This is a genomic window from Bacillus solitudinis, from assembly GCF_002797395.1.
Taxonomy (GTDB): domain Bacteria; phylum Bacillota; class Bacilli; order Bacillales; family Bacillaceae_D; genus Halalkalibacter_A; species Halalkalibacter_A solitudinis.
Genome location: NZ_KZ454943.1, coordinates 3,473,696 through 3,499,861, shown reverse-complemented (window position 1 = coordinate 3,499,861; position 26,166 = coordinate 3,473,696). Strand labels below are relative to the sequence as shown.

The 26,166-nt window shown below is 38.9% G+C and carries 25 protein-coding genes, 1 pseudogene and 1 riboswitch; of the genes and pseudogenes, 3 read left to right on the top strand and 23 right to left on the bottom strand.

Going from position 1 to position 26,166, the window contains the following annotated elements; genetic code table 11:
* Position 1 precedes the first annotated feature (1 nt).
* From rpsA to CEF19_RS17105, 21 genes are all read right to left on the bottom strand, one after another.
* Positions 2-1,153, bottom strand: coding sequence for a 30S ribosomal protein S1 (gene rpsA / locus CEF19_RS17200; RefSeq protein ID WP_100407192.1), 1,152 nt, complete (start codon positions 1,151-1,153; stop codon positions 2-4).
* Between the two features lie 98 nt (positions 1,154-1,251).
* On the bottom strand, positions 1,252-1,833 hold the full coding sequence (locus tag CEF19_RS17195) for a lysophospholipid acyltransferase family protein (protein WP_100407191.1): 582 nt from the start codon (positions 1,831-1,833) through the stop codon (positions 1,252-1,254).
* Positions 1,834-2,508 carry a (d)CMP kinase gene (gene cmk / locus CEF19_RS17190; protein ID WP_100407190.1) on the bottom strand — a complete coding sequence of 225 codons (675 nt, stop codon included), beginning with the start codon at positions 2,506-2,508 and terminating at the stop codon, positions 1,834-1,836.
* Positions 2,509-2,670: 162 nt separating this feature from the next.
* The gene (locus CEF19_RS17185) at positions 2,671-3,336 is read right to left on the bottom strand and encodes a flagellar brake protein (RefSeq protein ID WP_100407189.1); all 666 of its coding nucleotides are present in this window, start codon (positions 3,334-3,336) and stop codon (positions 2,671-2,673) included.
* A gap of 108 nt (positions 3,337-3,444) precedes the next feature.
* The gene (gene ypeB / locus CEF19_RS17180; RefSeq protein ID WP_100407188.1) at positions 3,445-4,797 is read right to left on the bottom strand and encodes a germination protein YpeB; all 1,353 of its coding nucleotides are present in this window, start codon (positions 4,795-4,797) and stop codon (positions 3,445-3,447) included.
* 20 nt (positions 4,798-4,817) lie between these two features.
* Positions 4,818-5,750 (bottom strand): spore cortex-lytic enzyme, encoded by a 933-nt coding sequence (sleB, locus tag CEF19_RS17175; RefSeq protein ID WP_406565394.1) that lies wholly within the window; start codon positions 5,748-5,750, stop codon positions 4,818-4,820.
* Between the two features lie 224 nt (positions 5,751-5,974).
* Positions 5,975-9,418 carry a methionine synthase gene (metH, locus tag CEF19_RS17170; RefSeq protein ID WP_100407187.1) on the bottom strand — a complete coding sequence of 1,148 codons (3,444 nt, stop codon included), beginning with the start codon at positions 9,416-9,418 and terminating at the stop codon, positions 5,975-5,977.
* A 114-nt stretch (positions 9,419-9,532) separates the two neighbouring features.
* Positions 9,533-11,362, bottom strand: coding sequence for a bifunctional homocysteine S-methyltransferase/methylenetetrahydrofolate reductase (locus tag CEF19_RS17165; protein WP_100407186.1), 1,830 nt, complete (start codon positions 11,360-11,362; stop codon positions 9,533-9,535).
* 23 nt (positions 11,363-11,385) lie between these two features.
* On the bottom strand, positions 11,386-12,501 hold the full coding sequence (locus tag CEF19_RS17160) for a methionine biosynthesis PLP-dependent protein (protein WP_100407185.1): 1,116 nt from the start codon (positions 12,499-12,501) through the stop codon (positions 11,386-11,388).
* Positions 12,502-12,590: 89 nt separating this feature from the next.
* A riboswitch (SAM riboswitch) is annotated at positions 12,591-12,698 on the bottom strand.
* A gap of 75 nt (positions 12,699-12,773) precedes the next feature.
* Positions 12,774-12,938 carry a hypothetical protein gene (locus CEF19_RS23575; RefSeq protein ID WP_198510309.1) on the bottom strand — a complete coding sequence of 55 codons (165 nt, stop codon included), beginning with the start codon at positions 12,936-12,938 and terminating at the stop codon, positions 12,774-12,776.
* A 14-nt stretch (positions 12,939-12,952) separates the two neighbouring features.
* Positions 12,953-13,615, bottom strand: coding sequence for a glutamic-type intramembrane protease PrsW (gene prsW / locus CEF19_RS17155; protein WP_100408356.1), 663 nt, complete (start codon positions 13,613-13,615; stop codon positions 12,953-12,955).
* A 222-nt stretch (positions 13,616-13,837) separates the two neighbouring features.
* Positions 13,838-15,040: an MFS transporter gene (locus tag CEF19_RS17150; protein WP_227522019.1), complete on the bottom strand. Its 1,203-nt coding sequence runs from the start codon at positions 15,038-15,040 to the stop codon at positions 13,838-13,840.
* Positions 15,041-15,213: 173 nt separating this feature from the next.
* Positions 15,214-16,176 carry a YpdA family putative bacillithiol disulfide reductase gene (locus CEF19_RS17145; RefSeq protein WP_100407184.1) on the bottom strand — a complete coding sequence of 321 codons (963 nt, stop codon included), beginning with the start codon at positions 16,174-16,176 and terminating at the stop codon, positions 15,214-15,216.
* Positions 16,177-16,407: 231 nt separating this feature from the next.
* Complete coding sequence (locus CEF19_RS17140) at positions 16,408-17,325, bottom strand: D-alanine--D-alanine ligase family protein (RefSeq protein WP_100407183.1); 918 nt, start codon at positions 17,323-17,325, stop codon at positions 16,408-16,410.
* Positions 17,326-17,443: 118 nt separating this feature from the next.
* Complete coding sequence (locus tag CEF19_RS17135; protein WP_100407182.1) at positions 17,444-18,043, bottom strand: genetic competence negative regulator; 600 nt, start codon at positions 18,041-18,043, stop codon at positions 17,444-17,446.
* 119 nt (positions 18,044-18,162) lie between these two features.
* Positions 18,163-19,071 (bottom strand): MerR family transcriptional regulator, encoded by a 909-nt coding sequence (locus CEF19_RS17130; protein ID WP_100407181.1) that lies wholly within the window; start codon positions 19,069-19,071, stop codon positions 18,163-18,165.
* Positions 19,072-19,160: 89 nt separating this feature from the next.
* A complete protein-coding gene (locus tag CEF19_RS17125) occupies positions 19,161-19,916 on the bottom strand; it encodes a metallophosphoesterase (protein ID WP_227522018.1) in 756 nt (251 codons plus the stop codon).
* Positions 19,917-19,936: 20 nt separating this feature from the next.
* The gene (locus tag CEF19_RS17120) at positions 19,937-20,320 is read right to left on the bottom strand and encodes a hypothetical protein (protein ID WP_100407180.1); all 384 of its coding nucleotides are present in this window, start codon (positions 20,318-20,320) and stop codon (positions 19,937-19,939) included.
* A gap of 162 nt (positions 20,321-20,482) precedes the next feature.
* Positions 20,483-21,430, bottom strand: a complete 948-nt coding sequence (locus CEF19_RS17115) for a hypothetical protein (protein ID WP_100407179.1) — start codon at positions 21,428-21,430, stop codon at positions 20,483-20,485.
* A complete protein-coding gene (locus CEF19_RS17110; RefSeq protein ID WP_100407178.1) occupies positions 21,427-21,957 on the bottom strand; it encodes an RNA polymerase sigma factor in 531 nt (176 codons plus the stop codon). The genes CEF19_RS17115 and CEF19_RS17110 overlap by 4 nt, the downstream gene beginning before the upstream one ends.
* Positions 21,958-22,091: 134 nt before the next feature.
* Positions 22,092-23,276, bottom strand: a complete 1,185-nt coding sequence (locus CEF19_RS17105) for a M20 family metallopeptidase (protein ID WP_100407177.1) — start codon at positions 23,274-23,276, stop codon at positions 22,092-22,094.
* Positions 23,277-23,968: 692 nt separating this feature from the next.
* On the opposite strand from CEF19_RS17105, the pseudogene CEF19_RS24325 reads away from it, so the two are divergent.
* The 3 genes and pseudogenes from CEF19_RS24325 to CEF19_RS17090 all read left to right on the top strand — a co-directional run.
* Positions 23,969-24,459, top strand: a pseudogene (locus tag CEF19_RS24325) (GTP-binding protein); the annotation flags it as partial.
* A 36-nt stretch (positions 24,460-24,495) separates the two neighbouring features.
* Positions 24,496-24,876 carry a CobW C-terminal domain-containing protein gene (locus CEF19_RS24320; protein WP_227522108.1) on the top strand — a complete coding sequence of 127 codons (381 nt, stop codon included), beginning with the start codon at positions 24,496-24,498 and terminating at the stop codon, positions 24,874-24,876.
* A 219-nt stretch (positions 24,877-25,095) separates the two neighbouring features.
* Positions 25,096-25,317: a hypothetical protein gene (locus CEF19_RS17090; RefSeq protein WP_100407174.1), complete on the top strand. Its 222-nt coding sequence runs from the start codon at positions 25,096-25,098 to the stop codon at positions 25,315-25,317.
* A 66-nt stretch (positions 25,318-25,383) separates the two neighbouring features.
* Here CEF19_RS17090 and CEF19_RS17085 read toward each other — a convergent pair whose 3' ends face one another.
* The gene (locus CEF19_RS17085; protein WP_100407173.1) at positions 25,384-25,836 is read right to left on the bottom strand and encodes a DUF2663 family protein; all 453 of its coding nucleotides are present in this window, start codon (positions 25,834-25,836) and stop codon (positions 25,384-25,386) included.
* Positions 25,837-25,892: 56 nt separating this feature from the next.
* On the bottom strand, positions 25,893-26,123 hold the full coding sequence (locus CEF19_RS17080) for a hypothetical protein (RefSeq protein WP_100407172.1): 231 nt from the start codon (positions 26,121-26,123) through the stop codon (positions 25,893-25,895).
* Positions 26,124-26,166: the final 43 nt, after the last annotated feature.

The following is a 26,166-nucleotide window of genomic DNA, read 5'->3' as shown; positions in this document are numbered from 1 at the left end:
TTTATTTGTATTTTTTTAATTGGTCACCAATCATATCTCCGAGTGAAAAACCTTTTGGCTCATCAGTTCTAGATGCTTCGTACTGTTGATAATCGGCATCACCATTATCTTCTTGTAGTAACTCACGAATACTTAAAGAGATTCGCTTGTCAGCAACGTTAACATCAAGAACTTTCGCTTCGACCTTTTCCCCTTCCGAGAGAACCTCTGAAGGTGTTCCGATGTGACGATTAGCTATTTGTGAGATGTGTACAAGTCCTTCAACACCTGGCGCCACTTCAATAAACGCCCCAAATGAAACTAGTCGCCTTACTACACCTTCAATGACATCACCAGTTTGAATCTTACCTTGTACTTCTTCCCATGGTCCAGGTAGTGTATCTTTTATTGATAAAGATACCCGTTCACTTTCCGTGTCAACAGATAAGACCTTCACCTTAACCGTTTCACCTTCTTTAACAATTTCTGAGGGTGAGTCTACACGGTGATGCGCCAATTGAGAAATATGTACAAGTCCGTCAACTCCGCCTACATCAACAAACACACCAAAAGTTGTCAGCCGTTGTACCGTTCCTTCAACAATATCCCCAGATTGGAGAGAATCAAGAATATCTTTTTTATGTTGAAGAATCTCTTCATCAAGGACAGCTCGCTGCGATAAAATCAACTTATTATTTTCTTTATCAAGTTCTGTAACCTTTAAACGTAATGTTTTCCCTTTATAATTAGAAAAATCTTCAACAAAATGACGCTCTACAAGAGAGGCAGGAATAAAGCCTCGTACACCAACATCAACGACAAGGCCACCTTTTACAACATCAGCCACTTCCGCTTCAATAATGTTTCCTAAATCATACGTTTGCTGAAGTTCTTCCCAGGCTTTCTCTGCTTGAACTGCACGTTTTGAGAGAACAAGTTCATCGTCTTCACTTTTAAGAACCTTTAACTCTAATTCATCACCGACAGAAATAACATCACTAACTTTCTCAATGTGTAGGCTTGATAACTCGCTGATTGGAACAATACCATCCACCTTAAAACCAACATCAACAAACGCCTGTTTATCTTCGACCTTTGTTACTTTTCCAGAAACAACGTCCCCTACAGAAAATGACTTCATCCCTGCCAATTCATTGTTCATTTCTTCGACCATTGACTTTTGCCTCCTTCAATCCCGCAGAACAGTCGCGGTAGCTAACAATTTTTATAAACATCCTTCACTCGACGTGAAAGAGATTTAACGATTATTGCTTACAAATGTGAGTCAATTAATGTTTGAATCTCGTTCATAATAATTTGTGTCGCCTCATCTGCTGACAGCTTTTTTTCTCGGATTAATTGAAAATCAATCGGTTTTCCATATACTAACTTTAATGTTTCTCCCCGTTTGTAGGGTCCAATTATCGCACACGGTAAGACTTGCGCTTCTGATCTTAAAGCGAAAAAACCCGCTCCAGCTAAGCCTTTACCCAATGTTCCATTTTTACTTCTTGTTCCTTCAGGAAAAAGACCAATCATGCCGCCTTCTTTTAAGATATTCATCCCATTTCTTAACGCTTGCTTATCACTCATTCCTCGTCTAACAGGAAATGCGCCAACCTTAGGGAGGATGGTCTTTAATATTGGCTTCTCAAATAGCTCCTGCTTTGCCATATAATGAATATTTCTCTTTATATAGGCTCCAAGTAAAGGTGGGTCTAAATTGCTGATATGATTGCAACATAGCAACACCCCACCTTCAGTAGGAATATTTTCTTTCCCAATCACTTCAACTTTAAACATTGTAGAAAGGTACATTCGAGATAAACCTTGTCCGACTTGATATATATTCATTTAAGAAATTCGCTCCTTTACAAGATTGACGATCGACTCTGCAACTTCCGAAATTGATAGAGTAGTCGAATCAATTTCAATTGCATCATCCGCCTTCTTAAGAGGAGCAATCTCCCTTGTAGAATCAAGCTGATCTCGTCTCGCTATATCATTTTTTAAAACATCAAGATTCGAAGGTAATCCTTTCTTCAATTCCTCTTGATGGCGACGTAGAGCCCTTTCTTCGACAGATGCAGTCAAAAAAACTTTTAGTTCTGCATTTGGTAGTACACAAGTTCCAATATCGCGTCCGTCTAAAACAGCAGGCCCAGATTGAGCAAGTAACCGTTGTCTTTCTACCATTTCGTTTCGGACAAGCTCATGACTAGCTACTTTAGAGACATGTTGATTAATCTCTGCTGTCCGAATGACTAGTGAAACATCTTGACCATTCAAGAGAACAGTTGTTTCTTCTTGTTGTTTATTAACTAATCGAATATCAAGCTTATCTAATAGCTCTCTTAAAGCTTTACCATCTGCTAAATTTCTTTTTTCCTGCAGAGCCGCATATGTGAGCGTCCGATACATTGCACCAGTGTCAATATATAAAAATGAAAGACGCTCCGCTACTAGCTTCGCAACAGTACTTTTACCAGCCCCTGCTGGTCCATCAATAGCAATATTCATCGCATTCATCCTTACACCTCAATTACATCAACAACTAGAAACTAGGTCAATTTATAAAGGAAACGTTACTCACTTCACCCAAATAAAGCCCAAGTTTTTCAAGTTATTCATTATTCATTTTATCACACTCTTAATAGACGGTCTAACAATTGACACAGAAAAGGGTATTTATTACTTTTTTCTCTTTAGAGCCAGTTGTCTCTCAAAACAGTATTTAATAATTTTTTGACGGTCTCGTTCACCAATTTCTAGGAACTGAAGTGACACTCGTTCTCTTGCAGATTTTAGGGATTTATAGACTCGAATTATTTTACATTTTGCTTTGACGTACTCAATTTGCCCTGTCTGCATATGGAGAACAACCCAAAGTATCACTTCGCCTCTACTTGGTAATGTGTTGTTATTTGGGATCATGACTGCACTTCCCCCTCCGCTTAAATCGAGCGTTACCGAGGTAAAAGGCGCAAATTCATTATTTATCGGATGAACCGCCACATCCGCTGAAGTTTCGACTCTAACATAATTACGCCTTTGAATTCTTTGATAATTTTCCTTTCCAGGGTCTTTAAGCAACAACACTGGTATATTGCCTTTTTTTCTTCCCGTTATTTCCGTATCAAACGCATACATTGCCCCATCCTTACCAATAAACCACGCACGAAATTGAGTACCATCAAAAAAGAAATTTGGCTTATTCGTAACTTGATTAATAGGGTAATCAATGACGAAGCTTTTCGTCGTTTGATCCACTAATCGACAACGAAGGTTAAGGACTTTTGATTCTCCCTCTTTGAATTCTTGTAGCTCTAAGAAGATGGTCGACCCAATATCAATCACTTCCGCTTTTCCTCCCCATACAAACATTCACTAAAATTAGTTAATTTGGGTCTATTATCTCATGAATCAAGAAAAAGAAGAAGCAGCAAATGCTTCTTCTTAAGAAAATCACGAAAAATTGTAAACAGGTTGTGCTTGATCAAGCCGATCCACACGAACTTCACTACCGTCCTCTGCGTTGATAAAGACTTGGAACGTATCATCTTTTATTACGCCAATGAACTCATAACATAATACTTCTTCCCCTAAGTTATTTTCGGTTAGCGCTAGATGATCCTCCATAACCTCAAGCCGTGGATTTAACTTTTCACGTGCTTCCTCAATCGTTAAATTGGGTTCTGGTATCTCTCGTTTTTTATGGTTAATGATGTAGTTCTTTGCTTCATAACTAACAATATCACCATCATCTAAAGCAACCTCAACATTAATTAAATCTGTATAGGCACGAACGTTTCCTTCTAAATGAACAAATTCAAAGCTACCAATTGAATCATATTGTTTACTGTTTACTAACTGCATATTGTTTTTATCATGTTCCTCTAAAAAAACCTGGGCTTTTTCTAACGCTTCATTCAAGCTGATCGCTTGTTCTTTGACTTGACGGTTTTGCAAAAACCAAATTGGATGACCACCTTGGACGCTCATGTCCATATAGTAGTTTGTATCGTGTTCAGGGTCATCAACTACAATGCTATACGCTTTATAGGCTAACCCATTTCCAGTCTCCGCAACTTCTACTACGGCATTATCATTGACGTTTAGATATTCTCTTGCAATTTGCTCGGCTTCAACCTCGTTAATTTCTTTACCATCCTTAAATGCTTTTTTCAACTCGCCATTTAAATCGTCGATAGCTGCCATCCCAGCTCCCCAGTCCACTTCGCTAAAACCCTCCACAGAACGGTTCATTAGTTCAAAATTATCGGTGATTAAATTATCCATAGGCTGATTTTGAGCAGCTATTTCTTTCTCGATATCAACCCAACGCATACCGTTACTTAGCATGTATGCTTGTGCCTTTCTAACTTCATCTCGAATTTCTTTTGAATAGCCATATAATTGTTCCAGAGTTTTGTATTCTTTATCGTTTAGTGGCTCTTTATCCAAATCACGAACTGACGTCTTATATGAAAACTTACCTAACTTATATAGAAATTCTTCTGTTTTCCCTAATTCAAGTGAATTTAAAGGAAGCTGACCTAAATCTTCCTGTGCTAAGCTTGTTACTCGCCACGCTTCTGCTAAGGCCGGACTCAGCTGACTTCTAGAATTCATTGCAAGGGTTCCACCTAAATTATCTTCAATTTGATCAATATGATACGCTAACTCATGAAAAGCTCTTTGATAATTACTTTCTGTACTTAACATTAGTGTTTGTTTCTCTTCTTGCTCTTGAAATCCCCAATATCCTGTTGCAATAACAGCTACGGCAAGTAAACCAATAATTATATTACGAATCACATGTATCACCTCCGGAATTATTAATGACAGAAAATATGTTTTCCGATTCGCTTAATTTGTGGTCTTGACCAAATCCATCCAGATGTCGCCGTATCCGGATTAAAATAATATAATGCATTACCGGTCGGATCCTGACCATTTAGTGCATCTACTACTGCACGACGCGCAGTTTCATTTGGCTGCATGTAAATCTGTCCATCAGCTACGGCTGTAAACGCACGTGGTTCAAAAATAACGCCAGACACGGTATTGGGAAATGTTGGACTATTTAATCTGTTAATAATGACCGCTGCAATCGCGACTTGACCTACATATGATTCTCCTCGCGCTTCGCCATAAACTGCCTGGGCCATTATTTGAATGTCATTGTCTGAATACCCTGCTGGAACGTTTGTCGCTTTTTCGATGTTTGCCTCGTTATCCTGCGCTTCTGGCTCCTCGTCATATGGTACTGGTTGTTCAGCCGGTGGTTGCTGCGCTACCTCTCCTCCTTGTTCCTGTGGTGGTTGCTGTGCCGTCTCTCCTCCACCTTGTTGTCCAGGCTGCGGTTGTTGCGCTACTGATCCTCCTCCTTGCTTTTTGGCACTTCCTTGTGGTCCCTTTTGTATACTCTTGGGCGTTTTTCCGTAATGAGTAAAAGAACGTCCTTCATTTAATGCTTTTAAAACAAAAGCTTCATCATAATCAGTTGAACGTGATAACATATCCTTCATCTGAGGTCCTACAAGACCATCAACCTCTATTCCAAACTCATTTTGATAGTTCCGTACTGCCCAATATGTGCTCCAACCGTAAACCCCGTCAATTTTTTTATTGTAAAATCCAATATATTGAAGTCTTGATTGAAGCTCTACAACATCATCGCCTGTCGCCCCTTGTTGAATTACCTGATCACTAAAAGCATGTGAAGGCGTCGCAAATGAAAGGATTATGCAAAGGGAAGCCATAATCATGACAAGAGGAAGTTTGTTAGACAGATTTTTTTTCATGCTGTTCGTTACCTCCTTATATGCTAATCTGTTTCATGACTAAACAATCATGATTGATAGGGATAGTGTTTGTTTGAGACCTTTTTTTATACAAAGTTGGAAAAAAAACTTCTCTTCTCCCATGGAAAGTAGACACCAAAAAAGCCGAGCACAGACCGCTCGGCTTTCGTTGTGGTTACTTACATCTTCTATAACACATTAAAATATCTGCCTTCTGGGTGAGCAAAAACCATCGCAGTAACTGATGCTTCCGGTTCCATCATAAAGCCCTCTGTTAATTGGATGCCAATTTTTTCAGGCTTTAATAGTTTAAATAGCTTTTCTTGGTCTTCTAGATTTGGACATGCAGGGTATCCAAATGAAACACGGACCCCTTTGTATTTTGCTGCAAATCGTTGTTCCATCGTAAAGTCTGCAGAATCGGGGAATCCCCATCGATCTCGCATTTGCTGATGGACACGCTCAGCAAATCCTTCTGCGGTTTCAAGAGCTGTTGCTTGAATGAGGTGGCTGAATAAGTAGTCCCCATCATTTTTCGCTTTCTCAGCCATTTCTCTAATTCCTTGTCCGGCTGTGACTGCTAAAAACCCAACATAGTCCATCTCCCCACTAGATACCGGTCGTAAGTAATCAGCTAAACATAAAAAAGGTTCATGCTGCTGACGCGGGAAGGAAAAACGTTCAATGACTTCTTGTTGATTTTCTGGATGGTAAATTAACACATCATTTCCCTCAGACTGTGCTGGGAAGAATTGATACATTCCATGCGCTTGAATAAGTTGTTCCTTTTTCGCTCTAGCTATGACAGTATCTACTTTATCTTTTAAGTCTAAAGCTCTCTCGTCTTCTTCTGCCAATAAACGACTTACTTTTCCTTGTAAACCAAGATGCTTTCCAAGGAGCATCTGCATATTAATATAAGGTTCTAAATGGGAAAGCTTATAATCCCTTAAAATATGCGGCTCTACATCAGTTGGCACTTCGACTGGAACCTCAAGAGAGACATTAGATCGACTCGGTACTTCGACCACTTCTTCTTGCTTCGGCTTTTCAGCTTTCAATTCATCCCGACGAACGCTTGCTTCTTTAAGCTCAGTTGCAATTTTCTCTCGCTCCCCTGGTTTAATAATGCGGTTTGCAAGGTCTAGACCATTCATTGCATCCTTCGCGTAAAGAACAAGACCATCATATTCAGCGGCTATTTTGGTATTGGTGAACTTTCTCGTTAAGGCTGCACCTCCAACTAAAATTGGAATCGAGATTTGCTGTTGTTTTAAATCTTGAGCGGTTAATACCATTTGCTGAGCAGATTTCACAAGTAAACCAGATAAACCAATTGCCATTGGATTCTCTCTATTTATCGCTTCAATAATTTCATTTGACGTGACTTTAATACCTAGATTAACAATTTTAAATCCGTTATTACCTAAAATAATTTCAACAAGGTTTTTACCAATGTCATGAACATCGCCTTTAACAGTAGCCAAAAGGATTTTCCCTTTTCCATTGTCATCTTCTTTCTTTTCCATGTGAGGCTCTAAATGAGCAACTGACGCCTTCATCACCTCAGCGCTTTGCAAAACTTCAGCAACAATTAACTCGTTATTATTGAAAAGTTTCCCAACCTCATCCATTCCTGTCATAAGTGGACCATTAATAATATCAAGTGGATCCTCATATGTGGCTAGCGCCTTATCTAAATCAGTGATAAGCCCTTCTTTAGACCCTTCAACAATGTAAGAAGCAAGACGTTCTTCCAATGTTAAGTTCGATATTTCAATTTTTTTCTCGACCTTTTTCACTCGATAAAACGCTGTAAACTCAGCTAAGTTTTCATCTGTTGTTTCAAATAATAGTTTTGTCGACATTTCCTTCTCAGCATCCGGTATCGAAGCATAACGTTCAAGCTTTTCTGTATTAACAATTGCGTAATCAAGGCCTGCTTGAGTACAGTGATATAAGTACACCGCATTTAGAACTTCGCGTCCAACTGGAGGAAGACCAAATGAAACATTACTAACTCCTAGAATGGTTAAACAATCTGGTAGCGCCTCTTTAATGAGACGAATTCCTTCAACTGTCGCATTTGCTGAACCAATATATTGTGCGTCCCCCGTTCCAACAGGAAAAACAAGGGGATCAAAAATAATATCCTTTGGATTTAATCCATATTTATTAACAAGCAAATCATGAGAACGAATGGCAACCTCTAATTTCCGTTCTGCTGAAACAGCCATCCCTTCCTCATCAATTGTTCCAACGACCACTGCTGCTCCGTAGCGCTTGACGATCGGGATAACGGCTTCAAACCGTTCTTCTCCATCCTCAAGGTTAATGGAATTAATAATGGCCTTTCCTTGAGAAAAAGTAAGTGCTTTTTCAATGACCTTCTCATCCGTTGAATCGATCATCAGGGGTACCTTTACTTTGTTAACGACATAGTGGAGAAATTCCTCTACGTCTTCAATTTCTTCACGGTCAGGGTCTGCTAAACAGACATCAATCACATGGGCTCCACGCTTCACTTGTCCTCTTGCAATTTCAGATGCTTCTTCAAATTTACCTTCCGCAATCAACCGCTTAAACTTTCTTGAGCCGATAACATTTGTCCGTTCTCCGACGAAAAGTGGACGCATGCTATCATCATAAATGAGTGGTTCAATACCCGAAACCGCATGCGGATGGTCGGCATTAATGCATCTTGGGTCATAATCCTTTACTCGCTCAACGATAACTTTAATGTGTTCAGGGGTTGTCCCACAACAGCCACCAACTAGGTTTAACCAACCCTTTTCTGCAAATGCCATCAGTTTTTTCGCTAATGAATCTGGAGACTCGTGATAATTTCCTTCTTCATCAGGTAAACCAGCGTTTGGATAACAGTGAACATATGTCGTCGCAAGTTCAGATAAAGAACGAATATGGTCACGCATGAATTCTGGACCTGTCGCACAGTTTAACCCTACAACGGTCGGTTTCATATGCTCAAGCGATAAATAAAAGGCTTCAATGTTTTGCCCAGCCAGTGTGGTTCCCATCGGTTCAATTGTTCCTGACACAATTAATGGTAATTTTACATTCATTTCCTCCGAGGCACGTTGAATCCCAATATATCCCGCTTTTACATTACGCATATCCTGACTCGTTTCAAGAAGAAGAACATCCACTCCTCCTTTAATCATACCTCGAGCCTGCTCATGATAAGAATCTATCAATTGTTCAAAAGTCGCTCCACCGGTAACGGATAATGATTTCGTCGTCGGACCCATAGCACCAGCAACAAAGCGCGGCCATTCAGGTGTTGAAAATTCATCAGTCACCTTACGGGCAATTTCTACAGCCAATCGGCTTAGTTCCTCTGCTTTATGACCGAGGTCGTAATCATCTAGAACAATGTTTGTAGAACCAAAGGTGTTTGTAGCAACAATATCCGCACCTGCTTCAAGATAGGCACGGTGAATGTTTTCAATTACGTGCGGAGCCGTTTCATTTAGATATTCGTTACACCCTTCATACTCTTCTCCGCCAAAATCATCAGCTGTTAAATTAGCTTGTTGGAGCATTGTTCCCATTGCTCCGTCCATCACAATAATCTTCTTTTCTAGTTGAGTTTCAAATAAAGACTTTGACATATTTTCCGTCCCTTCTTCTTCCGTTCCACTATCTTAATCGTACCCTATGAGAAGAAACAAAACTAGGCTTTTTGAAAAGATGCACTGTCAAAAGCCCTTGTTATTTGTTTCCACTTACTTTTTTTGTAATTCCTTTGATTCAATATAGTGGGTTAGTTCAACTGTCATCTCATAGCGCAAGAATGGGGTAATTAAATAAACTCCATTAAAATATTCTAACGTTGTATCAATTAAAGACTTAGCAATTTGTATACCTTCTTTTGTCGCTGCCTTTTGGTCGTCGCCACATGCTGCCATTACTTGACGAATCGAATCAGTTAACTTAATCCCTGGCACTTCATTATGAAGGAATTCGGCATTTCGAGTTCCTGTTAGTGGCATGATTCCAATATAAATTGGTTTATCAATATGTTTTGTTTCATGGTAGAGCGCTTCAATCTGTTCTTGACTATAAATCGGTTGAGTCATAAAGTAATCAGCGCCACTTTCAATCTTTTTCTCCATACGCTGAACGGCTCGGTCTAGATGTCTCACATTCGGATTAAATGCTGCTGCAATTGAGAAATTCGCTTTTTGACCGAGTTCTTTGCCTGAAAATGAAATACCTTCATTTAGTTGCTTAATCATTGAAATAAGCTGGAAGGATGAAACATCATAGACGGACGTTGCGCCTGGAAAGTCTCCAATTTTAGTTGGATCTCCAGTAATGGCAAGAACATCATCAATTCCTAAAGCATGTAGTCCCATTAAATGTGATTGCAACCCTATCATATTTCGGTCGCGACATGTAATGTGAACAAGTGGACGAGCGCCAATTTGATCCTTAACCATAGCGCCCAAAGCAAGATTATCAACTCGAGGAGAGGCTAAAGAGTTGTCTGCCATCGTAATTGCATCCACACCAGCATCTTTTAACGCTTTGGCTCCAAGCATAAACTTGTTTGTATTTAACTTCTTCGGCGGATCTAATTCAACAATGACTGATTTACGTGTTTTTACGAGTTCAGGAAGAGGCTTACGCTTACGTTGGACTTGAATCATTTGTCTCCCTTGCACGGTAATCGGTCGAACGACTTTTTCTTCAACTAACTTTGTTCTCTTTGCCACGTCAGAAAATGCCCGTATATGAGCAGGCGTTGTTCCACAGCATCCACCAAGTAGTCGAACTCCCTGATTAATAAATTTTTCACCCATATCAGTAAAATAGTCCGGATTAGATTGATAGAAAAAACGACCATCGCGGTAGTCTGGTAGACTCGCATTTGGATATGCAGAAAAATAGGCTTGGTCCATTAAAGGTACCGACTCAAAAGAGCGAAGCATATGAAATGGCCCCATTCGGCAATTCAAGCCAACGACATCTGCGCCGACTGCTGCTAATTGTGAAAATGCATCTGAAACAGGTATTGCTCCGTTTAACACACCAACTTCTCCAAGTGACACATTGGCGATTATTGGCAAGTTTGTTAACTTCCGAGCAAGGCCAACAGCCATTTTCGCTTCTTCTAAGTCATAGAATGTTTCTAGGAGTAAACCATCTACCCCTTCTTCAAGCAAGACATTCATTTGTTCTGAAAAAGCACATTCGACCTCACGTAAATTTTCTTCTTCCATTTGAAACCGACGAATCCCACCAACAGTTCCGACAACATAAGCTTTTTTCTCTGCTGCCTGTCTTGCCAAATAAACAGCTGAACGGTTTATTTCTGTTATCCGCTTTGCTAAACCGTATTTATCCATTTTTAAACGATTTGCGGCATACGTATTAGTTTGAATTACATTTGCTCCAGCTTCAACATAAGCACGGTGGGCGTCAATGATTCGATTCGGGTCAGTTATATTGACTTCTTCAAAGCATTGATCGATCCCTTGCTCATACAAAAGCGTCCCCATAGCCCCGTCTCCAACAAGTGTTTCTTTTTTTAGTTTCTCAAGTAAATTCAAGTCCACCCCTCCTTTTGTTGACTCTATTGATCTAGTTCCTTTACGTGTCGAAATGCTTGATCAAGATCTGCTATTAAGTCTTCAGCGCGCTCAATTCCAACTGAGAATCGTAATAAGCGATTACACACACCATTTGCAAGACGTATTTCTTCAGGAATATCCATATGGGTTTGCGTGGTCGGGTATGTCATTAAACTTTCAACCCCCCCTAAGCTTTCTGCGAATGAAACTAGCTTAAGCTGTTTTAAAAATGGATTGACCCAAGATTCTGACTGTACTCGAAATGACATCATACCGCCACGACCAGGATAAAGAACATCCGTTACCCCGTCATGCTCTTCTAAAAAGGCAACAAGTTTCTTCGCGTTTTCTTCATGCTTTTCCATTCGTAAAGCTAATGTCTTCATTCCGCGAATTAATAGCCAAGAATCAAAAGCTGATAACGTCCCGCCAATTCCATTATGGTAATAGGCAAGTTGTTCACAAAGGTCATGCCCTTTACCCACGACCAATCCTGCAATAACGTCATTGTGACCACCTAAGTACTTTGAAGCACTATGAATAACAATATGTGCTCCGTCAACAATTGGTTGCTGAAGAAGTGGCGTGTAAAATGTATTATCAACGATTAATAATAGATTGTGTTTCTCAGCTATTTTTGCAAGATCTGGTATTGATGCTTCTTGCATTAATGGATTTGTAGGCGTTTCAATGAAAAGTGCTTTGGTTTTATTATTAATCGCCGCTTCAAATGCTTCTAAATTTCTAGGGTCTGCATAGGCAAAGGACAACCCCCAACGATTCCAACCCTTTTCAAACAACCTGTATGTACCCCCATATAAGTCTTGTGAAGCAAGAATTTCATCTCCTTGCTCAAACAACGATAACACAGTTTGAATCGCTGCCATCCCGGAGCTACAAGCAAACCCACGGTCTCCTTCCTCTAATGTGGCAATTGCCTGTTCAACAACCTCTCTAGTCGGATTACCTGTTCTAGCATAATCATAGCCAGTGGATTCGCCTATTCCTGCGTGGCGATATGCCGTTGATAAATATATTGGTGAACTTATCGCACCTGCACGCTCATCAATTCTGTTTCCAATTTGTACTAAAATCGTTTCTAATTTGTCTCTATTCATATCATACCCTCCATTACTTCAACAATCTTCATTCATAAAAAACACCTTCTTCAAGGTAAGAAGAAGGTGTTTGTTTTATCATCAGCTTCTTCTTATCTTCCAAGTCTAACAGGACTTGATGGATTTAGCACCTGACCACTTATTGGCTGGTTGCTGAGACTTCGTCGGGCCATTCCCTCCGTCTCTCTTGATAAGAATAAATATATAGTTAATCTGTTTTTTTTGCATTGACCTAAAATTACAACATTTCAAGGTGATTTGCAAGTATATTTTTATGATTCAGGTGTTGCATCAATATGAAGCTGGTGAACATTTCCACAAACACATTGTTTAAACCCAGTCTCATACTCACCATTTTCATTTTGTCTACCACGTAAAATATACTTTTCACCACACTCTGTGCAACGAATTACGATACGATAACGTGAATCAGTCATTTCTCTCCCCTCCCCTAGGAAGTCTTTTTAAAACCATCAAATTGATGAGCAAGCTTTACTTTCTTTAATGCTACCCACCAAAGCAGAAACATAAACGGTACCATCCCAAATAAAAAATACATGTTTAAAGTTAATAAAATGAAATCATACAAACCATGAAAAATAACAGAGATGCTCAGTGAAAATAATAGAAAACTTAATGCTTTTTCCTTTTCACTTTTCGCGCGACCAAGGTAATAACCCATAATCACTCCAAAAAGAGCATGACTTGATACAGGTAATAAAGCTCTACCTAAGGCATTTTCAACACCATGTGCAAATAAATAAAAGACATTTTCCATCGTCGCAAACCCTAATGATATTGATACACCATAGATAATACCGTCATAATGCTTTTTAAATCGTCCATGTTGAAAAGCAAAAAAGAAAAGAAAAAACCATTTAAAAAATTCTTCAAAAAAGCCATATAAAATAAAAGCTTTAATGATATCGTGCTGAAAATAGCCTTCAACGGTAAACGCATATTGCAGGACCATAACTGGAAATACTAGCAGCATTCCAATGATAAAGGTACGTAAAACAAGTGCACTTGTCCCTGCTTCATACTGATGACGTAAATAAAAATAGGACAACAGCGCCATTCCTGGAGCGATTGCCGCGGTTAATATCGCAAACAAAGCTGTCCCTACCTTTCTCTTTAAAACATTTACGGTCACTTTTAAAATAGCAAAGGATCTTAAGAAATAAACTTGTTTTACAACCCAACAAACAGTAAGCCCATTATATTCCACAATCGAGTCTCTTTCAAGCCTCTCACCTTTTTAGGTAATTATCGTACTCTGGTATGCCCGTAATAAGAACAATGAAAAGGACCCAAGACCTAAAAAAAGAGAAAACAATTACTGTAAAGAATGACTCTTTTCTTTACTTTCACCAATCTTCGTTCGCTTTTGAATAAACCGGTAAAACATGAAGATTGACACCGCTGCAATAAGTGTCATAAGAGACATAAGTAAATACAAAACTTGAGACCCGAATTGGCCAAGAATATACCCACCGCCTGTACCACCTATCGCTCCACCAATCCCAAAACAAACGGAGGCTAGAAGTGCTTGACCCGTACTTCGTAAATGTTCCGGAACGGTTTTGACAGCCATTTGCATTGCAATTAGCCAAAAGAGACCAAAGGTTACACCTTGCAACACTTGTAAGAATGTAATGAGATAAGGTGAACTAATCACGCCATAAAGGCCCCAGCGTACAGTATAAATAATAGCTACTAAAGCTAAAAGAAGTAACTCATTGGAATCCTTGATTTTCTTGCTTAAATAATAAAAGACTGGTACCTCACTAAGCGCAGCAATCCCCCACGCTAATCCGATAAGAAAGGTTGTTCCACCGAGTCCCTCTAAATGGAGAACAATCATCGTGTCATTCACTCGATGAGGAATAATGACTATTAAACAAAGCAACAAAAACGTCATAAAAATACGATTTTTAAATAATGCACCTGCCGTTTTAAGGTTTACCGGTTTATTAGGACTCTCTTGATCCTTTAAAAATAGTAAAGCAACCATTGTCAGTAAAGTGGTCACGATAAATGGAAGATACAGCTGTTCAATTCCTATTTTTTCTAAAATTGGTCCTGAAATAACTGCAATTAGGAAAAAACCGACAGAACCCCATAATCTTATTTTTCCATACTCGTGTTTTTTATCTCCCAAACTTTTCAAACTCATGCTATCAATTAAGGGTGTGCATGGAGAGAGGGCAAAGTGCATTAACATGAACGAAAGAAATACAATCCAAAAGCTCCCTGCGAAAAACACACCAAAACTCACGGCAATAACACCTACGTAAAGAAGTAACAAAATTCCTTTAATCGTCTTATATTTATCACTAATGAAGCCTACAATCGGCTGTGCAATAATACTAATAAGAGGAGCGACACCCATAATTGTTCCTATTTCAACTGCACTAAACCCCTTAGCATACAAAAAAAGTGGCAGAAATGGGAGAAATACAGCCTTTCCTCCAAGATGTAGAAATGTTAGCCCTTTCAAAAATGTTATTTGTTTTTGCTGTTGTATCGAATCCTCCATGCAAATCAATCCAATCTTTTATATCTTTATATTTAATAAATAATTATATTAATCTATTTTTCTCTTTACGACAACTAAAAAGGGCTGGACTTAACAGGATAAGAAAATAACTATCAGAAAGCTGGACAAAAGAAAAGGAAAAAGTCTACTCTTAAACTTTTCCCCTGGCTTATTTATCGATTTGAAATTTCTGAGGCGATTAATTCTCCATGAAATCGTCCATTTTCAATGAAAATTTCATTTGCATTATTTCCAGCAGCAATGACTCCAGCAATAAATAATCCTTTTACATTCGTTTCCATTGTTTCTTCATTAAATTGCGGACGCCCAGTTTCGGCATCAACATCAACTCCTATTTTCCGTAAAAAAGAGTGATCAGGATGATACCCCGTCATGGCAAATACTGCTTGCGCCCGTACAGAGCACTCTACGTCTTCTTGGATGTAAGTAAGTTCTTCTTCGTGTATTTCTTTTACAGTAGAGTCGAACTCCATCTTTATTTTCCCATGGTTAACAAGTGATTCAAACTCAGGCAATATCCATGGCTTAATACTTGAGGAATATTCATGACCGCGATATAAAACCGTCACTCTTGCTCCTGCTTTTTCAAGCTCGAGAGCTGCATCAATTGCTGAGTTTTTCCCACCGATAACCACAACATCCCTATCAAAAAAGGGATGAGCCTCTTTAAAGTAATGATAGACATGTGGCTGGTCCTCTCCAGGAACATTCATCATATTTGGAGAATCATAATAGCCTGTCGCGATAATAATATAGTCCGAAACGTAGGTCTCCTTCTCTGTTTTAACAATAAATTTATCTTTTCCATCCGGCTGAACCGAAGATACTTTCTCGTATGCGTGCACCCTTATTTTTTTCCGTTTTACAACATCACGGTAATACACAAGAGCTTGATTTCGTCTTGGTTTTCTTTCCTCCGTCATAAACGCAACATCGCCTATTTCTAATTTCTCACTCGTACTAAAAAATGTTTGATGTGTGGGGTAGCGGTAAATCGCACTAACGACCTGGTCCTTTTCAATGACCAAAGGATGATAACCTTTATCCATGCAAGCAATTGCTGCTGCTAATCCGCAAGGGCCTCCCCCTATAATAATGATATCTTCCTGTTTCAATCTGTTCACCTCTATTACATGCTGTTTGAAAAAGCACTAGTATGTAGTTTTATATTTAGTATAGCAGAATCTAAAAACTGAAGAAAATAAGTACTCCTAGTAAGTTCTAGTAAGTGTTACAACCATGATAACGCAGCTATCGAAGAGAGTAGCAATGGCTCCGTTCGCTACATTGTAAAGAGGTTGTGTCATAAGATTAAAACCGCCCTTATGACACAACCTCCTTTTTGATTATTTATTTAAAGACAACTTAAGAAGTTCTTCTATCATATCTTCATAAGACATCCCAATTTCTCTTGCTGCATCCGGATACAAGCTTGTTGGTGTCATTCCAGGAAGAGTATTAACCTCAAGTATTACCGGATCCCCATCATCCTCTGGAACAATAAAATCGACACGAGAATAAATATTACAGCCTAATGCTTGATGTGCTAGCACCGCATGTTTTTGAACATAATTAGTCTGTTCATCCGTTAATCTTGCCGGAACAAAATGCTCACTTCCACCTGCTGCATATTTTGCTTCATAGTCATAATATTTACTTTTTGGAACTATCTCAACAACAGGTAAAGCTTTTTCAGACCCACGGTTCCCCATCACCGCAACTGTGACTTCTTTTCCAGAAATGAATTCTTCAAGGAGAACCGTTTCGTCATAGCGAAAGGCTTCATCAATTCCGTTCAATAACGTTTCTTCCTCTTCAGCAATTGTTATTCCAATGGTGGAGCCCTCTTGATTGGGCTTTACGACAACCGGAAACGAAATCGTCGTCTCAAAAGTTTCACGCGAATATTGATGCTTATAAAGAACTTGTTCTTTCGCAACACGTGTACCTTCTCGCGCGAAAAACAGCTTTGATCTGGCTTTATCCATTGCCAAAGCAGAACCTTGAACACCTGATCCAACATAAGGGATTTCAAGCATGTCGAGCAATGCCTGCACCTTGCCGTCTTCACCAAAACGTCCATGAAGCCCAATATAAACCAAATCTACATCAAGTGTTAAAATTTCATTAAGTTGTTGCGGCTGAAAGTCAATTCCTATAACTTCATGCCCCTTTTTTTTCAAAGCAGCAATAATACCCTTACCTGAGGAAAGAGATACTTCTCTCTCTGCAGAGACTCCTCCGTATAATACGGCAATTTTCATAGCTGGTTCACTCCTACAATGCAGTATGTATTACTAGTATATTCGCCTATGCAATAAATGGAACTAGTCTAAAATATTATACCATAAACATCAAAAAAGCTGATGAACAGTTCATCAGCTATTTTGCAATAAATGTATGGTATAGCCGATAGACAGCTTCAAGCTCCATTAAGCTTTTTCCATATTCCTCTACACGGTATATTGTAATAGTCGATGGTGAACCGAATTCCGATAACAATGCGATGAAGGCTTCTTCCTCAATTCCTTCTAAATCATAGTCCTCAAATTTCAAATAATAGGCCTGTTCAAAGGAATACAATGTTCCTCCAACAACACCGAATGGATAAAGTCTCGATGCTAATCCAATTACATCTTCAAACTCTTTAAATTCATAGAAGACTTCATCGATTTCATCCAAGGTTACTTGCATTTCAATATAACCTTCTTCAAACCCATCTTCATCAAATGAATCGTCAGGAAGTCCTTTGGTTACGATAAACACCATACCTTGAGCGGGCATTGCAAATACTTCAACTGCAATTGGCCCATCTACTTTAAATCCTAATTCATCATCGGCCTCGAGCATCATATCTCGAAACAAATCATGAACCTTTGGTACATCTTGCCACAAATCTTCTTTTGTAATCCCACGTTCTTTCATATCATCAAACGTTAAAAACACTTTAAATTTATCCATGGCCAAACGTTCAAGACGCATCGATGACCCTCCCTTTTGACGAGCAATGTGTCAGCTCGTTCCGTCAAAAAACGATTCTTACTTTACTTTATGTGAGGAGTCATAAGAAGGTTCGTAAACATAGAGCGTTACATGCGCTTTTATGAACGAAAATGTTCAACTATCCATTGTTCCCACTCACTTTTAGACTGACCCACAAGGTAAGATTGATAGACCTCTTTCTTTTCATGTGGCATTTTATCAACAGCAAAGCCACCTACCCCAATTTTCAAAGAAGGGAACGTCTTCGCCAAATCATGAATAAGCTGTAACGTTGCCTCTAAATTAGCTTCCATTGTACAAGATGTAAAAAATAATTTCGCCTCAACTTCTCGTAAAACAAGTTCTACATCCCCATTTGGTATTCCTGCTCCTAGATAAATAACTTCAAAACCTTTACGGCGTAAAAAAAGCGTATAGATTAATAAGCCAAGCTCATGTGTTTCATTTGGTCCACAAACTGCGACAACCTTAGGCAAAAATCCATCAATGGGTAGACCGTGAAAAACTGAACCGATTTTTGTTCTTAAAAACGATGTGACAAAGTGCTCGTGAGCTGTAGAAATTTCATGTTCTTCCCACATATACCCAACTTTCACAAGCAAGGTTCCTAATATATCCACAGTTACTTTATCAATACTAAACAAACTGAAAGCCTGATTCAACAACTGATTTGCTTCATTTTCATTAAATGAAAGTAACGCCTTTAGAATATCCTCAGATAGTTGAATCGAAAAATCTTCATTCTGTGACCTTTCTGATGTATGGAGAGTAATGTTACCCTTTTCATACAGACCTACCGCTTGTCCAATTGTAAAACCTTTATTTACTTTATCAATTAACCACCTAAGAATAAAAACATGCTCCTCAGAATACAAACGATGACCAGCCGTGTTTCGGATAGGTTCAATAATTTGATAACGTCTCTCCCAAGCACGCAATGTACCAGCTTGTATCCCTAACATGGTTGAAATTGCTTTAATATTATATTTCCCTTCTTGTGAAACCATATTCTTCTTCCCCCTACTAAGGTCACTGCTCATTTTCACTATAAATTCCTATTTAAGTATAACGAAGGACGCAAAAGGTGTAAAATCTCTTACGTTCTGCGGAGAGTGATGACATGAGTTTCTGCGGGAGCACATAATCTAAGAGGAACACCCGTTGTCCCGTACCCATTACTAATCAAGTGCATCATTCCTTTTTTGAATTTCAATCCGCCTCTTTCAGCTAGACCCCAGCCAAATAAGCGAATTTGTCCTCCATGGGTATGACCGCTAAGACATAGTGAAAAAGGATGTTCCAAAGGGAGAGACGTAACGATTTCAGGGAAATGGCAAAGTAATATAGAACAGTCATATTGTTTTGTAGCTTCTAAGAGAGGTAAATGCTGATTTCTATACCCTTCTTCATCCACTCCTACAAAAGATAACGTTTGTGAGGAACGCTCTTGTACTATGAGATTATTTTTTAATTCTGTTATTCCATTTTTCTCCAAACAGACTTTAAGTTTGCTACTGCTAATTTCTCGGTCGTTATTTCCCCAAATAAAATACGTTGGTGCGATTAACCGTAAATTCTTCAAGTTTTCTTCAACTTGTTCAATACGGACCCCACGTTCAAGTAGGTCTCCTCCGATCACAACCAAATCACATTTAACTTTCCCTAGTAACTGTGGTGATATGACCCTCCGGTGGATATCAGAGATAAAGAAGATTCGGAAACCTTCAAATGATGGGGGTAATGATTCTAAGGATATTGAATGCTCTCGGACTCGATTTCGATGGGCTTCAATCCACATATAGATGATTAACAATATGCTTAGTCCGCTCAATCCCAATAATAAAAGTTTCACATTTATAACTCCAATCTCTCTTACTTATCCCTTTTTCTTAAATCGACATCCATTATACCATAAACGAATGCTAAACTTAGAGCGACAAGCGCTATCAACCAGCTTTTCAGAAATAAGTCAAACCAAGATGAGCACGCCAGTACTAGAAATAGGACGACCGTTTTATTTCGTTTAATGGAATAAACAAAACGAAGAGCGTCTTGGATAAAAAGCGAGTACGCAAGAAAGCCTATCATAAATCCAAGACAAGCTGTTAATAATTTAAATGGAGAAAAGATAAACTCAGCAATGATTCCAGATAACGTCCATTCAGGCAATGGGGGCAGGATATTTATTGCAACGACCGTCCCCCCGTACGCTGCTATTAACAGAAGGGTTTTACCATATACGTAATAGGAATACACATAGCATCTCCTTTGTTTTTTAATACATCCTATGACGAAAGAAGAGTTTTCATGTACATGGCTATTAGATTGTCCGAGTCGTCAAACAAGTTGCCGACTATAAAAAAATGTCTTAGAAGGGAAATCTTCTAAGACATCTTTGAGACAGTTTATTCCATCTAGTTATGATTGTGTCCAGTCGAATTCAGGTAGAATAATGTTCTCAAGATGGTTGTAAAATGCTTCCCTGGTCTCGCCGCTTACTTTGAACGTCATTACTACATAACGACCTTCTCGTTCAACGATTCCAACATAGGTGTATTCGTCTCCTCCTTGGGTGAACGTCATTTCCTTCATGAACCCTAAATGACTATGGTTTGTGAAGACACGTTCCTCTGTTTCAACATAGTCTTCATACATGCCTCTAACTAAATCAGCCACATCTTCAACCGATTCAATTCCATTCGACTCTGTGAAGGTGATAGAGAGTAAAGGATGGTCTATTTTCCCTTGACCAAAGTTCGCAAAAATTTGAAACACATAGGCTTCTCCCTTTTCAACTACCTCGGTTTCAAACCGGTCATCGATATACGTAGAAAATCCTAAATATTCATCGCTTACTCGCTTGACGGTTATTTCTTCTTCTATGCCTTCTTGTGAAAATAGGACTGTTTTGGTTTCTGCCTGTTCAGCTTCAGAGACAGAGATTTCTGAGTCGGACGGGTTGTAAAATTCCTTTACTGTTTCACTTTCCTTATTTACCGTAGCCGAATGGTTGTCTGCTTCGCTTTCTTCCCTTACCGTAGCCGTATCATCGCTTAATTGGTCTTGCTCTTCATTAGGTTCAACCATCATGGTCTTCCTGTCAGCTTCTCCAGCTTCCATGCTCAAACTGGTGCTAGTGTCATTAGCACCTTGCTGGCCCAATTGGTTAAGGGTCAACACGGAACCAATTCCAATTGCAGCAATGATCATTGCTACCGCTTGCCAATGTCGACGAAAAAAGACCATGCGCTTTGGCTTCTCTTCTTTTTTTATTTTACTCATAATATTATCAGCAGAAGAGGTTGTAGGGAAATCGTCGTACTGTTTTTTTAACCTTCCCATTATCTCATCTATATTATTGCTCATAGCTGCTCACCCACTCTTTCATACTGCGTTTTTAACTGTTGCTTTGCTCGCAGCATTCTTGTTTTAATTGCGCCTTCTGTGATACCGAGCACTTCGGCAATTTCTTGATAGCTTTGGTCATGAAAATAGTGTAGGATAATTGGGATTTTATATTTATCATCTAACGTTTGAATATGCTCATGTAGTGCACGGGTCTCCTCGTCAAAGCCATGCTCGATGAACATTTTTTCTGGAATTTGCTTTTTTAGTTCTGATGTTTTTCTTTTTTGCCGTTGTTCATGGCGATACATATCACGAACCACATTTAAAGTAATCGAATACAACCAAGTGGTAAATTTCCCTCGGTCATGCCGATTTAAAAAACGATACACTTTAATAAATACCTCTTGTGTGACGTCTTCTACATTTGCATGATTAACACCAAGCTGAAATGCAAACTTTTCAACCGTTTTTAAATGCATTTCTATTAACTGCCCAAAAGCAGCATCGTCTCCTTTTTTTGCGCGCAAAATTAACTTTTCTTCCATCGTAGCTACCCCCGATATTGGTGTACACCTTCCTGCACGATGCGTCAGGTTCTTATCTATCTGACTGTGAAACGACCTATCTTACAGAAAGGTTTCACTTAAAATGATCCAAAAATAGCCGAGTCATTTCTCGGCTATTGTTCTCGCTGTGATAAATACTGAACCGCCACACCTACTAATAATTTTGCTGAAATTAGCATGGCTCGTTCATCAAAATTGAATTTGGGATGATGATGAGGGTAAACAATCCCCGCATCGATGTTTCCAGCTCCAGTGAAGAAAAATGTTCCCGGTACACGCTCTAAGTAATAAGCAAAATCCTCTCCACCCATGATCGGTTCCATTTCATACACCCTTGTACCTGGGTGAACTCCTTGCGCAAAAGAAGCGAATTCTCCCGTTTCTAAAGGGTGATTGACAACAGCCGGGTAGCCTTTCTCATAATTCAATGTGAAGCTTGCGCCCATTGCATCACATATGCCCTTTGTTATTTGCTCCATTTTTTTAATGACGAGATCTTGAATTTCTGGGTCAAAGCTGCGAACAGTACCAATCAATGTGGCAGTATCAGCAATAACATTAAATGCTCCCCCTGCATGAAAAGACCCAACACTAACAACGGCAGATTTTAAAGGATTCACTTGTCGACTCACGATTTGCTGTAAGCTTTGTACAAGGCTAGAGGCCACCGCAATTGCATCGACGGTTTCATGAGGTGATGCGCCATGTCCTCCTCGACCAATAACTTTAATTTCAAAACGATCGGCTGCAGCCATAATTGGTCCTGGATTGTATCCAATATCACCAAGTGGCAGCATTGACCAAAGATGCGTTCCAAAGATGGCATCTACCCCATCGAGGCACCCATCATTTATCATCTCAATCGCTCCACCAGGTGCCAACTCTTCCGCAAATTGATGAATAAGAACGATCGTTCCGGACAACTCCTCCCGATGCTCCATCAACACTTTTGCGACTACAAGCAATGAGGCTGTATGACCATCATGACCACACGCATGCATGACTCCTGGAACATTTGAAGAGAAGGGTAAGCCCGTTTCTTCTTGGATGGGAAGAGCATCAAAGTCTGCACGGAGCGCGACTGTTTTTCCTGGTTTGCCACCCTTAATATAACCAACGACCCCTCTTCCACCAACACCTCGCTTTACCTCGACTCCAAGTTTTTCTAAGTAATCTGCTATCATGGCAGGGGTTTTTTCTTCTAGAAACGATAATTCTGGTTCTTGGTGCAAATATCGCCTAAGATCGACCATTTCACTAAAACACTCTTCTAATCGTTTATAAACCGTTGCAATCATTACCTATCCCCCAAGTCTTTATTTCTATTTTACCTTTCTATGAATAAAAAGAAAATATAGTTTTTTAAAACACATGTAAAAAAAGGTTGTTTTCCCTTTTTTTACATGTGTTTTAAGCGATGAGCGAAGCCGCTGCCTCTTTTAAAGCCCTACTATGAGTGCTTTTCTCATAGTAGGGCGCGCAGCCGGCGGATCCATTGCCTTCTATTTTACTAACTTATTAGAGTCTGTAAAAAAGAGTTTTTCCTTTTAACCTATCTAGGGCGGCGACTGTCCACCTCTCCTCTCCTACATTCGGAGAAACAGGTTTCAATCTTTGTAGTGTAATTAAGACATGAAACTTTCGAACAGCTTAAAAGTAAAACAGCTGGTATCCAATTTGGAAACCAGCCGTTAAAATATTTATTCTGAAGCCTCAGAGATTTTCATTAATCCAATAGCCATAGTAACAGCTAATACCATTGCCATAAATCCAAATCCTAAAATTGCAGAAAGTTGTACTAACGTCATCGTCCACACTCCTTGCTCACAAAGTATGTTTTTACTATTGCCATAGTATCATAGGTACTAATAAGGCAACCTTATAAATTGTGACAAAATGTAGAACATCCAAAGCGACGTCTAACTTGCTAACATTGACTTTTTCTATTAAAATTCTCATAAATCAATCGAGTTAAATTTGAGGTGATGTTGTGAAAAAAACAAAGCTTTTTCTCCTTTCAGGGTTTCTTGGAAGTGGAAAAACATCCTTACTAAAAACACTAATTAGTGATTCCCTTAAAAAAACGGAACAGATCGCTGTTCTTATGAATGAGGCGGGTTCTCTTAATTTTGATAGTGAACAACTACCCTCTCATATACCGAAAAGAGACATTTTAAATGGCTGTATGTGTTGTTCCGTTCAAGGACTGGTTGCACCGACATTACTAGCACTTCTTCAAGAACGATTTTTTGACGTAATATTTATTGAAGCATCTGGACTAGCTATCCCTTAGATGTTGTTGACGCTTGTATGAGTCCTGACATTGCCGCCTTAGCCGAAGCACCGATTATCGTAAACGTTGTTGATAGTAAGCGAGTGGCTGCACAACAACCAAAAGCAATTAAACTAAGGAAACTTCTTCAAGCACAAATACAATTCGCTCACGTCAATGTGGTGAATAAGCAGGATGAACTAACAAATAACGAAAAAGACTTCGTCAACGGATACATTTCAAAAATGAATTCTACTAGTCCAATTATCCAAGCAGCTTTTGGAAGATTAGAGAACGAGTTATCATTTAATAAAAAACATGAGGTGCAAATACATCGTCAATCTGCTCATGCAAAGAATGATTTCCATATTCATACGTTCGTTTACCATTTCAAGCGTCCTATAAATCGTACCGCTTTTAATCATTGGCTAGAATCTATACGCTCCACTATTTACCGAATTAAAGGCTATGTCCCGTTTGATGACCAAGAAGCCTTAACAGAAATACAAGTTTCCTTTGGTATACCTGACTACTGTCCAATAACTGGAAAGCATGAACCGTTACTCGTTTTTATTGGACAAGACCTTAATACGGAGCAATTAAAGCGACAATTATCCGAACTTTAATAACATTAATTCGTATTTGTCACCTTTTTTAGAATCTTACATAAACTATTTTAAGTACTGTATTTGTACATACTTGGTGTATCAAAACGAGAAATCCTACGTAAGATACTCCTACTAAATAATTGAAAATTCAGCAAAAAGAAGTTAGAATGAAAATATATACCAATCGTAAACGCTTTCAAATATAGAATGAACGATTATATTAAAGGAGTGACAACTATGTTCCTAACGAAATTAACCGATAAAACACTCACAACCAATCAAGATTTATCCTTTAATCAACAAATCGGATTACCCATTGAGGTTTATTGTTCTAAACGTTATGAAACAGTTGCTTTTGGTCAAATTGAGACGTATTGTGAATCCTTTATAATCATTAATGGACAGCGATATTGTCGGAGCTCCTACCTTTTTTTCGGCCATCCCTTTCTCTCCGCATAATCTTATAGCGCAACATTATAAAATAAGACACCTCATTCACGGTTTTCCCGTTTGCGAGGTGTCTTTTCACTTATAAAATAAATTAATATCAAACTCTTTTTTCATATAATCATAGACGTCTTGTCTGTCACGCCACTCATAATCTTCATTCCAAAGCTCCGAAGAACGCTCCATTAATTCTTCTCGCAAACCTTCAAATTCTTTTTCTGCTTTTTTAGATTTCTTTTCAAAGTGACGAACTTGTGTAAGTCCTACAGATAATATCAACACCAGGAGTAGCAAATGAGCATTTGCCAATAATGAAGATAATAGATTTGTTCCAAAAGCATATTCGGATTTCGATAAAGTATCATAACCAAAAAACAAAAAAACAGCTAAACAGAACATTACTGCAAGTGACCATATCATTTTTGCTCGTTCAAATTTAGCTAACTTTTCTTTTCTTACTACAAGCTCTTCTAACATCACTTCGACAATACCTGTGACTTTATTGAGTTTCCAAGGCTTGATTGCTCCCATTACACACACCTCCCCACATGTTCACTCTATGTAGACAAGGGGTAGAATAGAACGAATTAATTAAGCCACGATGGTGAGGTCACCGCCAAAATAACTAACAAAAGAAACAACATTAGAAGTAGTCGAATTACCGGAAAAGTAATTTTAACTTTCATGCGTTTTGAACGGCGATTTCTATGATATTCGCCTCTAGGCGGAAGCGATACCTTTTTAATACTCTCTTCTTTCTTAAATTGTTTCATTTGTTTTCGAAGGCTCCTTGCTTGGTCCTGTGATTCACCTGCCATCCTCCACACCTCCACTCTTAATATCGGCATATGCGGACAAAAG

Coding starts and splice junctions, on each gene's coding strand:
- rpsA (WP_100407192.1), bottom strand. CDS start 1,153: ATGGTCGAAGAAATGAACAATGAATTGGCAGGGATGAAGTCATTTTCT.
- CEF19_RS17195 (WP_100407191.1), bottom strand. CDS start 1,833: ATGAATATATATCAAGTCGGACAAGGTTTATCTCGAATGTACCTTTCT.
- cmk (WP_100407190.1), bottom strand. CDS start 2,508: ATGAATGCGATGAATATTGCTATTGATGGACCAGCAGGGGCTGGTAAA.
- sleB (WP_406565394.1), bottom strand. CDS start 5,750: ATGATTATGGCTTCCCTTTGCATAATCCTTTCATTTGCGACGCCTTCA.
- metH (WP_100407187.1), bottom strand. CDS start 9,418: ATGTCAAAGTCTTTATTTGAAACTCAACTAGAAAAGAAGATTATTGTG.
- CEF19_RS17160 (WP_100407185.1), bottom strand. CDS start 12,501: ATGAATAGAGACAAATTAGAAACGATTTTAGTACAAATTGGAAACAGA.
- CEF19_RS23575 (WP_198510309.1), bottom strand. CDS start 12,938: ATGACTGATTCACGTTATCGTATCGTAATTCGTTGCACAGAGTGTGGT.
- CEF19_RS17150 (WP_227522019.1), bottom strand. CDS start 15,040: ATGGAGGATTCGATACAACAGCAAAAACAAATAACATTTTTGAAAGGG.
- CEF19_RS17140 (WP_100407183.1), bottom strand. CDS start 17,325: ATGAAAATTGCCGTATTATACGGAGGAGTCTCTGCAGAGAGAGAAGTA.
- CEF19_RS17135 (WP_100407182.1), bottom strand. CDS start 18,043: ATGCGTCTTGAACGTTTGGCCATGGATAAATTTAAAGTGTTTTTAACG.
- CEF19_RS17130 (WP_100407181.1), bottom strand. CDS start 19,071: ATGGTTTCACAAGAAGGGAAATATAATATTAAAGCAATTTCAACCATG.
- CEF19_RS17115 (WP_100407179.1), bottom strand. CDS start 21,430: ATGAGCAATAATATAGATGAGATAATGGGAAGGTTAAAAAAACAGTAC.
- CEF19_RS17110 (WP_100407178.1), bottom strand. CDS start 21,957: ATGGAAGAAAAGTTAATTTTGCGCGCAAAAAAAGGAGACGATGCTGCT.
- CEF19_RS17105 (WP_100407177.1), bottom strand. CDS start 23,276: ATGATTGCAACGGTTTATAAACGATTAGAAGAGTGTTTTAGTGAAATG.
- CEF19_RS24320 (WP_227522108.1), top strand. CDS start 24,496: ATGAATTCTACTAGTCCAATTATCCAAGCAGCTTTTGGAAGATTAGAG.
- CEF19_RS17090 (WP_100407174.1), top strand. CDS start 25,096: ATGTTCCTAACGAAATTAACCGATAAAACACTCACAACCAATCAAGAT.
- CEF19_RS17085 (WP_100407173.1), bottom strand. CDS start 25,836: ATGGGAGCAATCAAGCCTTGGAAACTCAATAAAGTCACAGGTATTGTC.
- CEF19_RS17080 (WP_100407172.1), bottom strand. CDS start 26,123: ATGGCAGGTGAATCACAGGACCAAGCAAGGAGCCTTCGAAAACAAATG.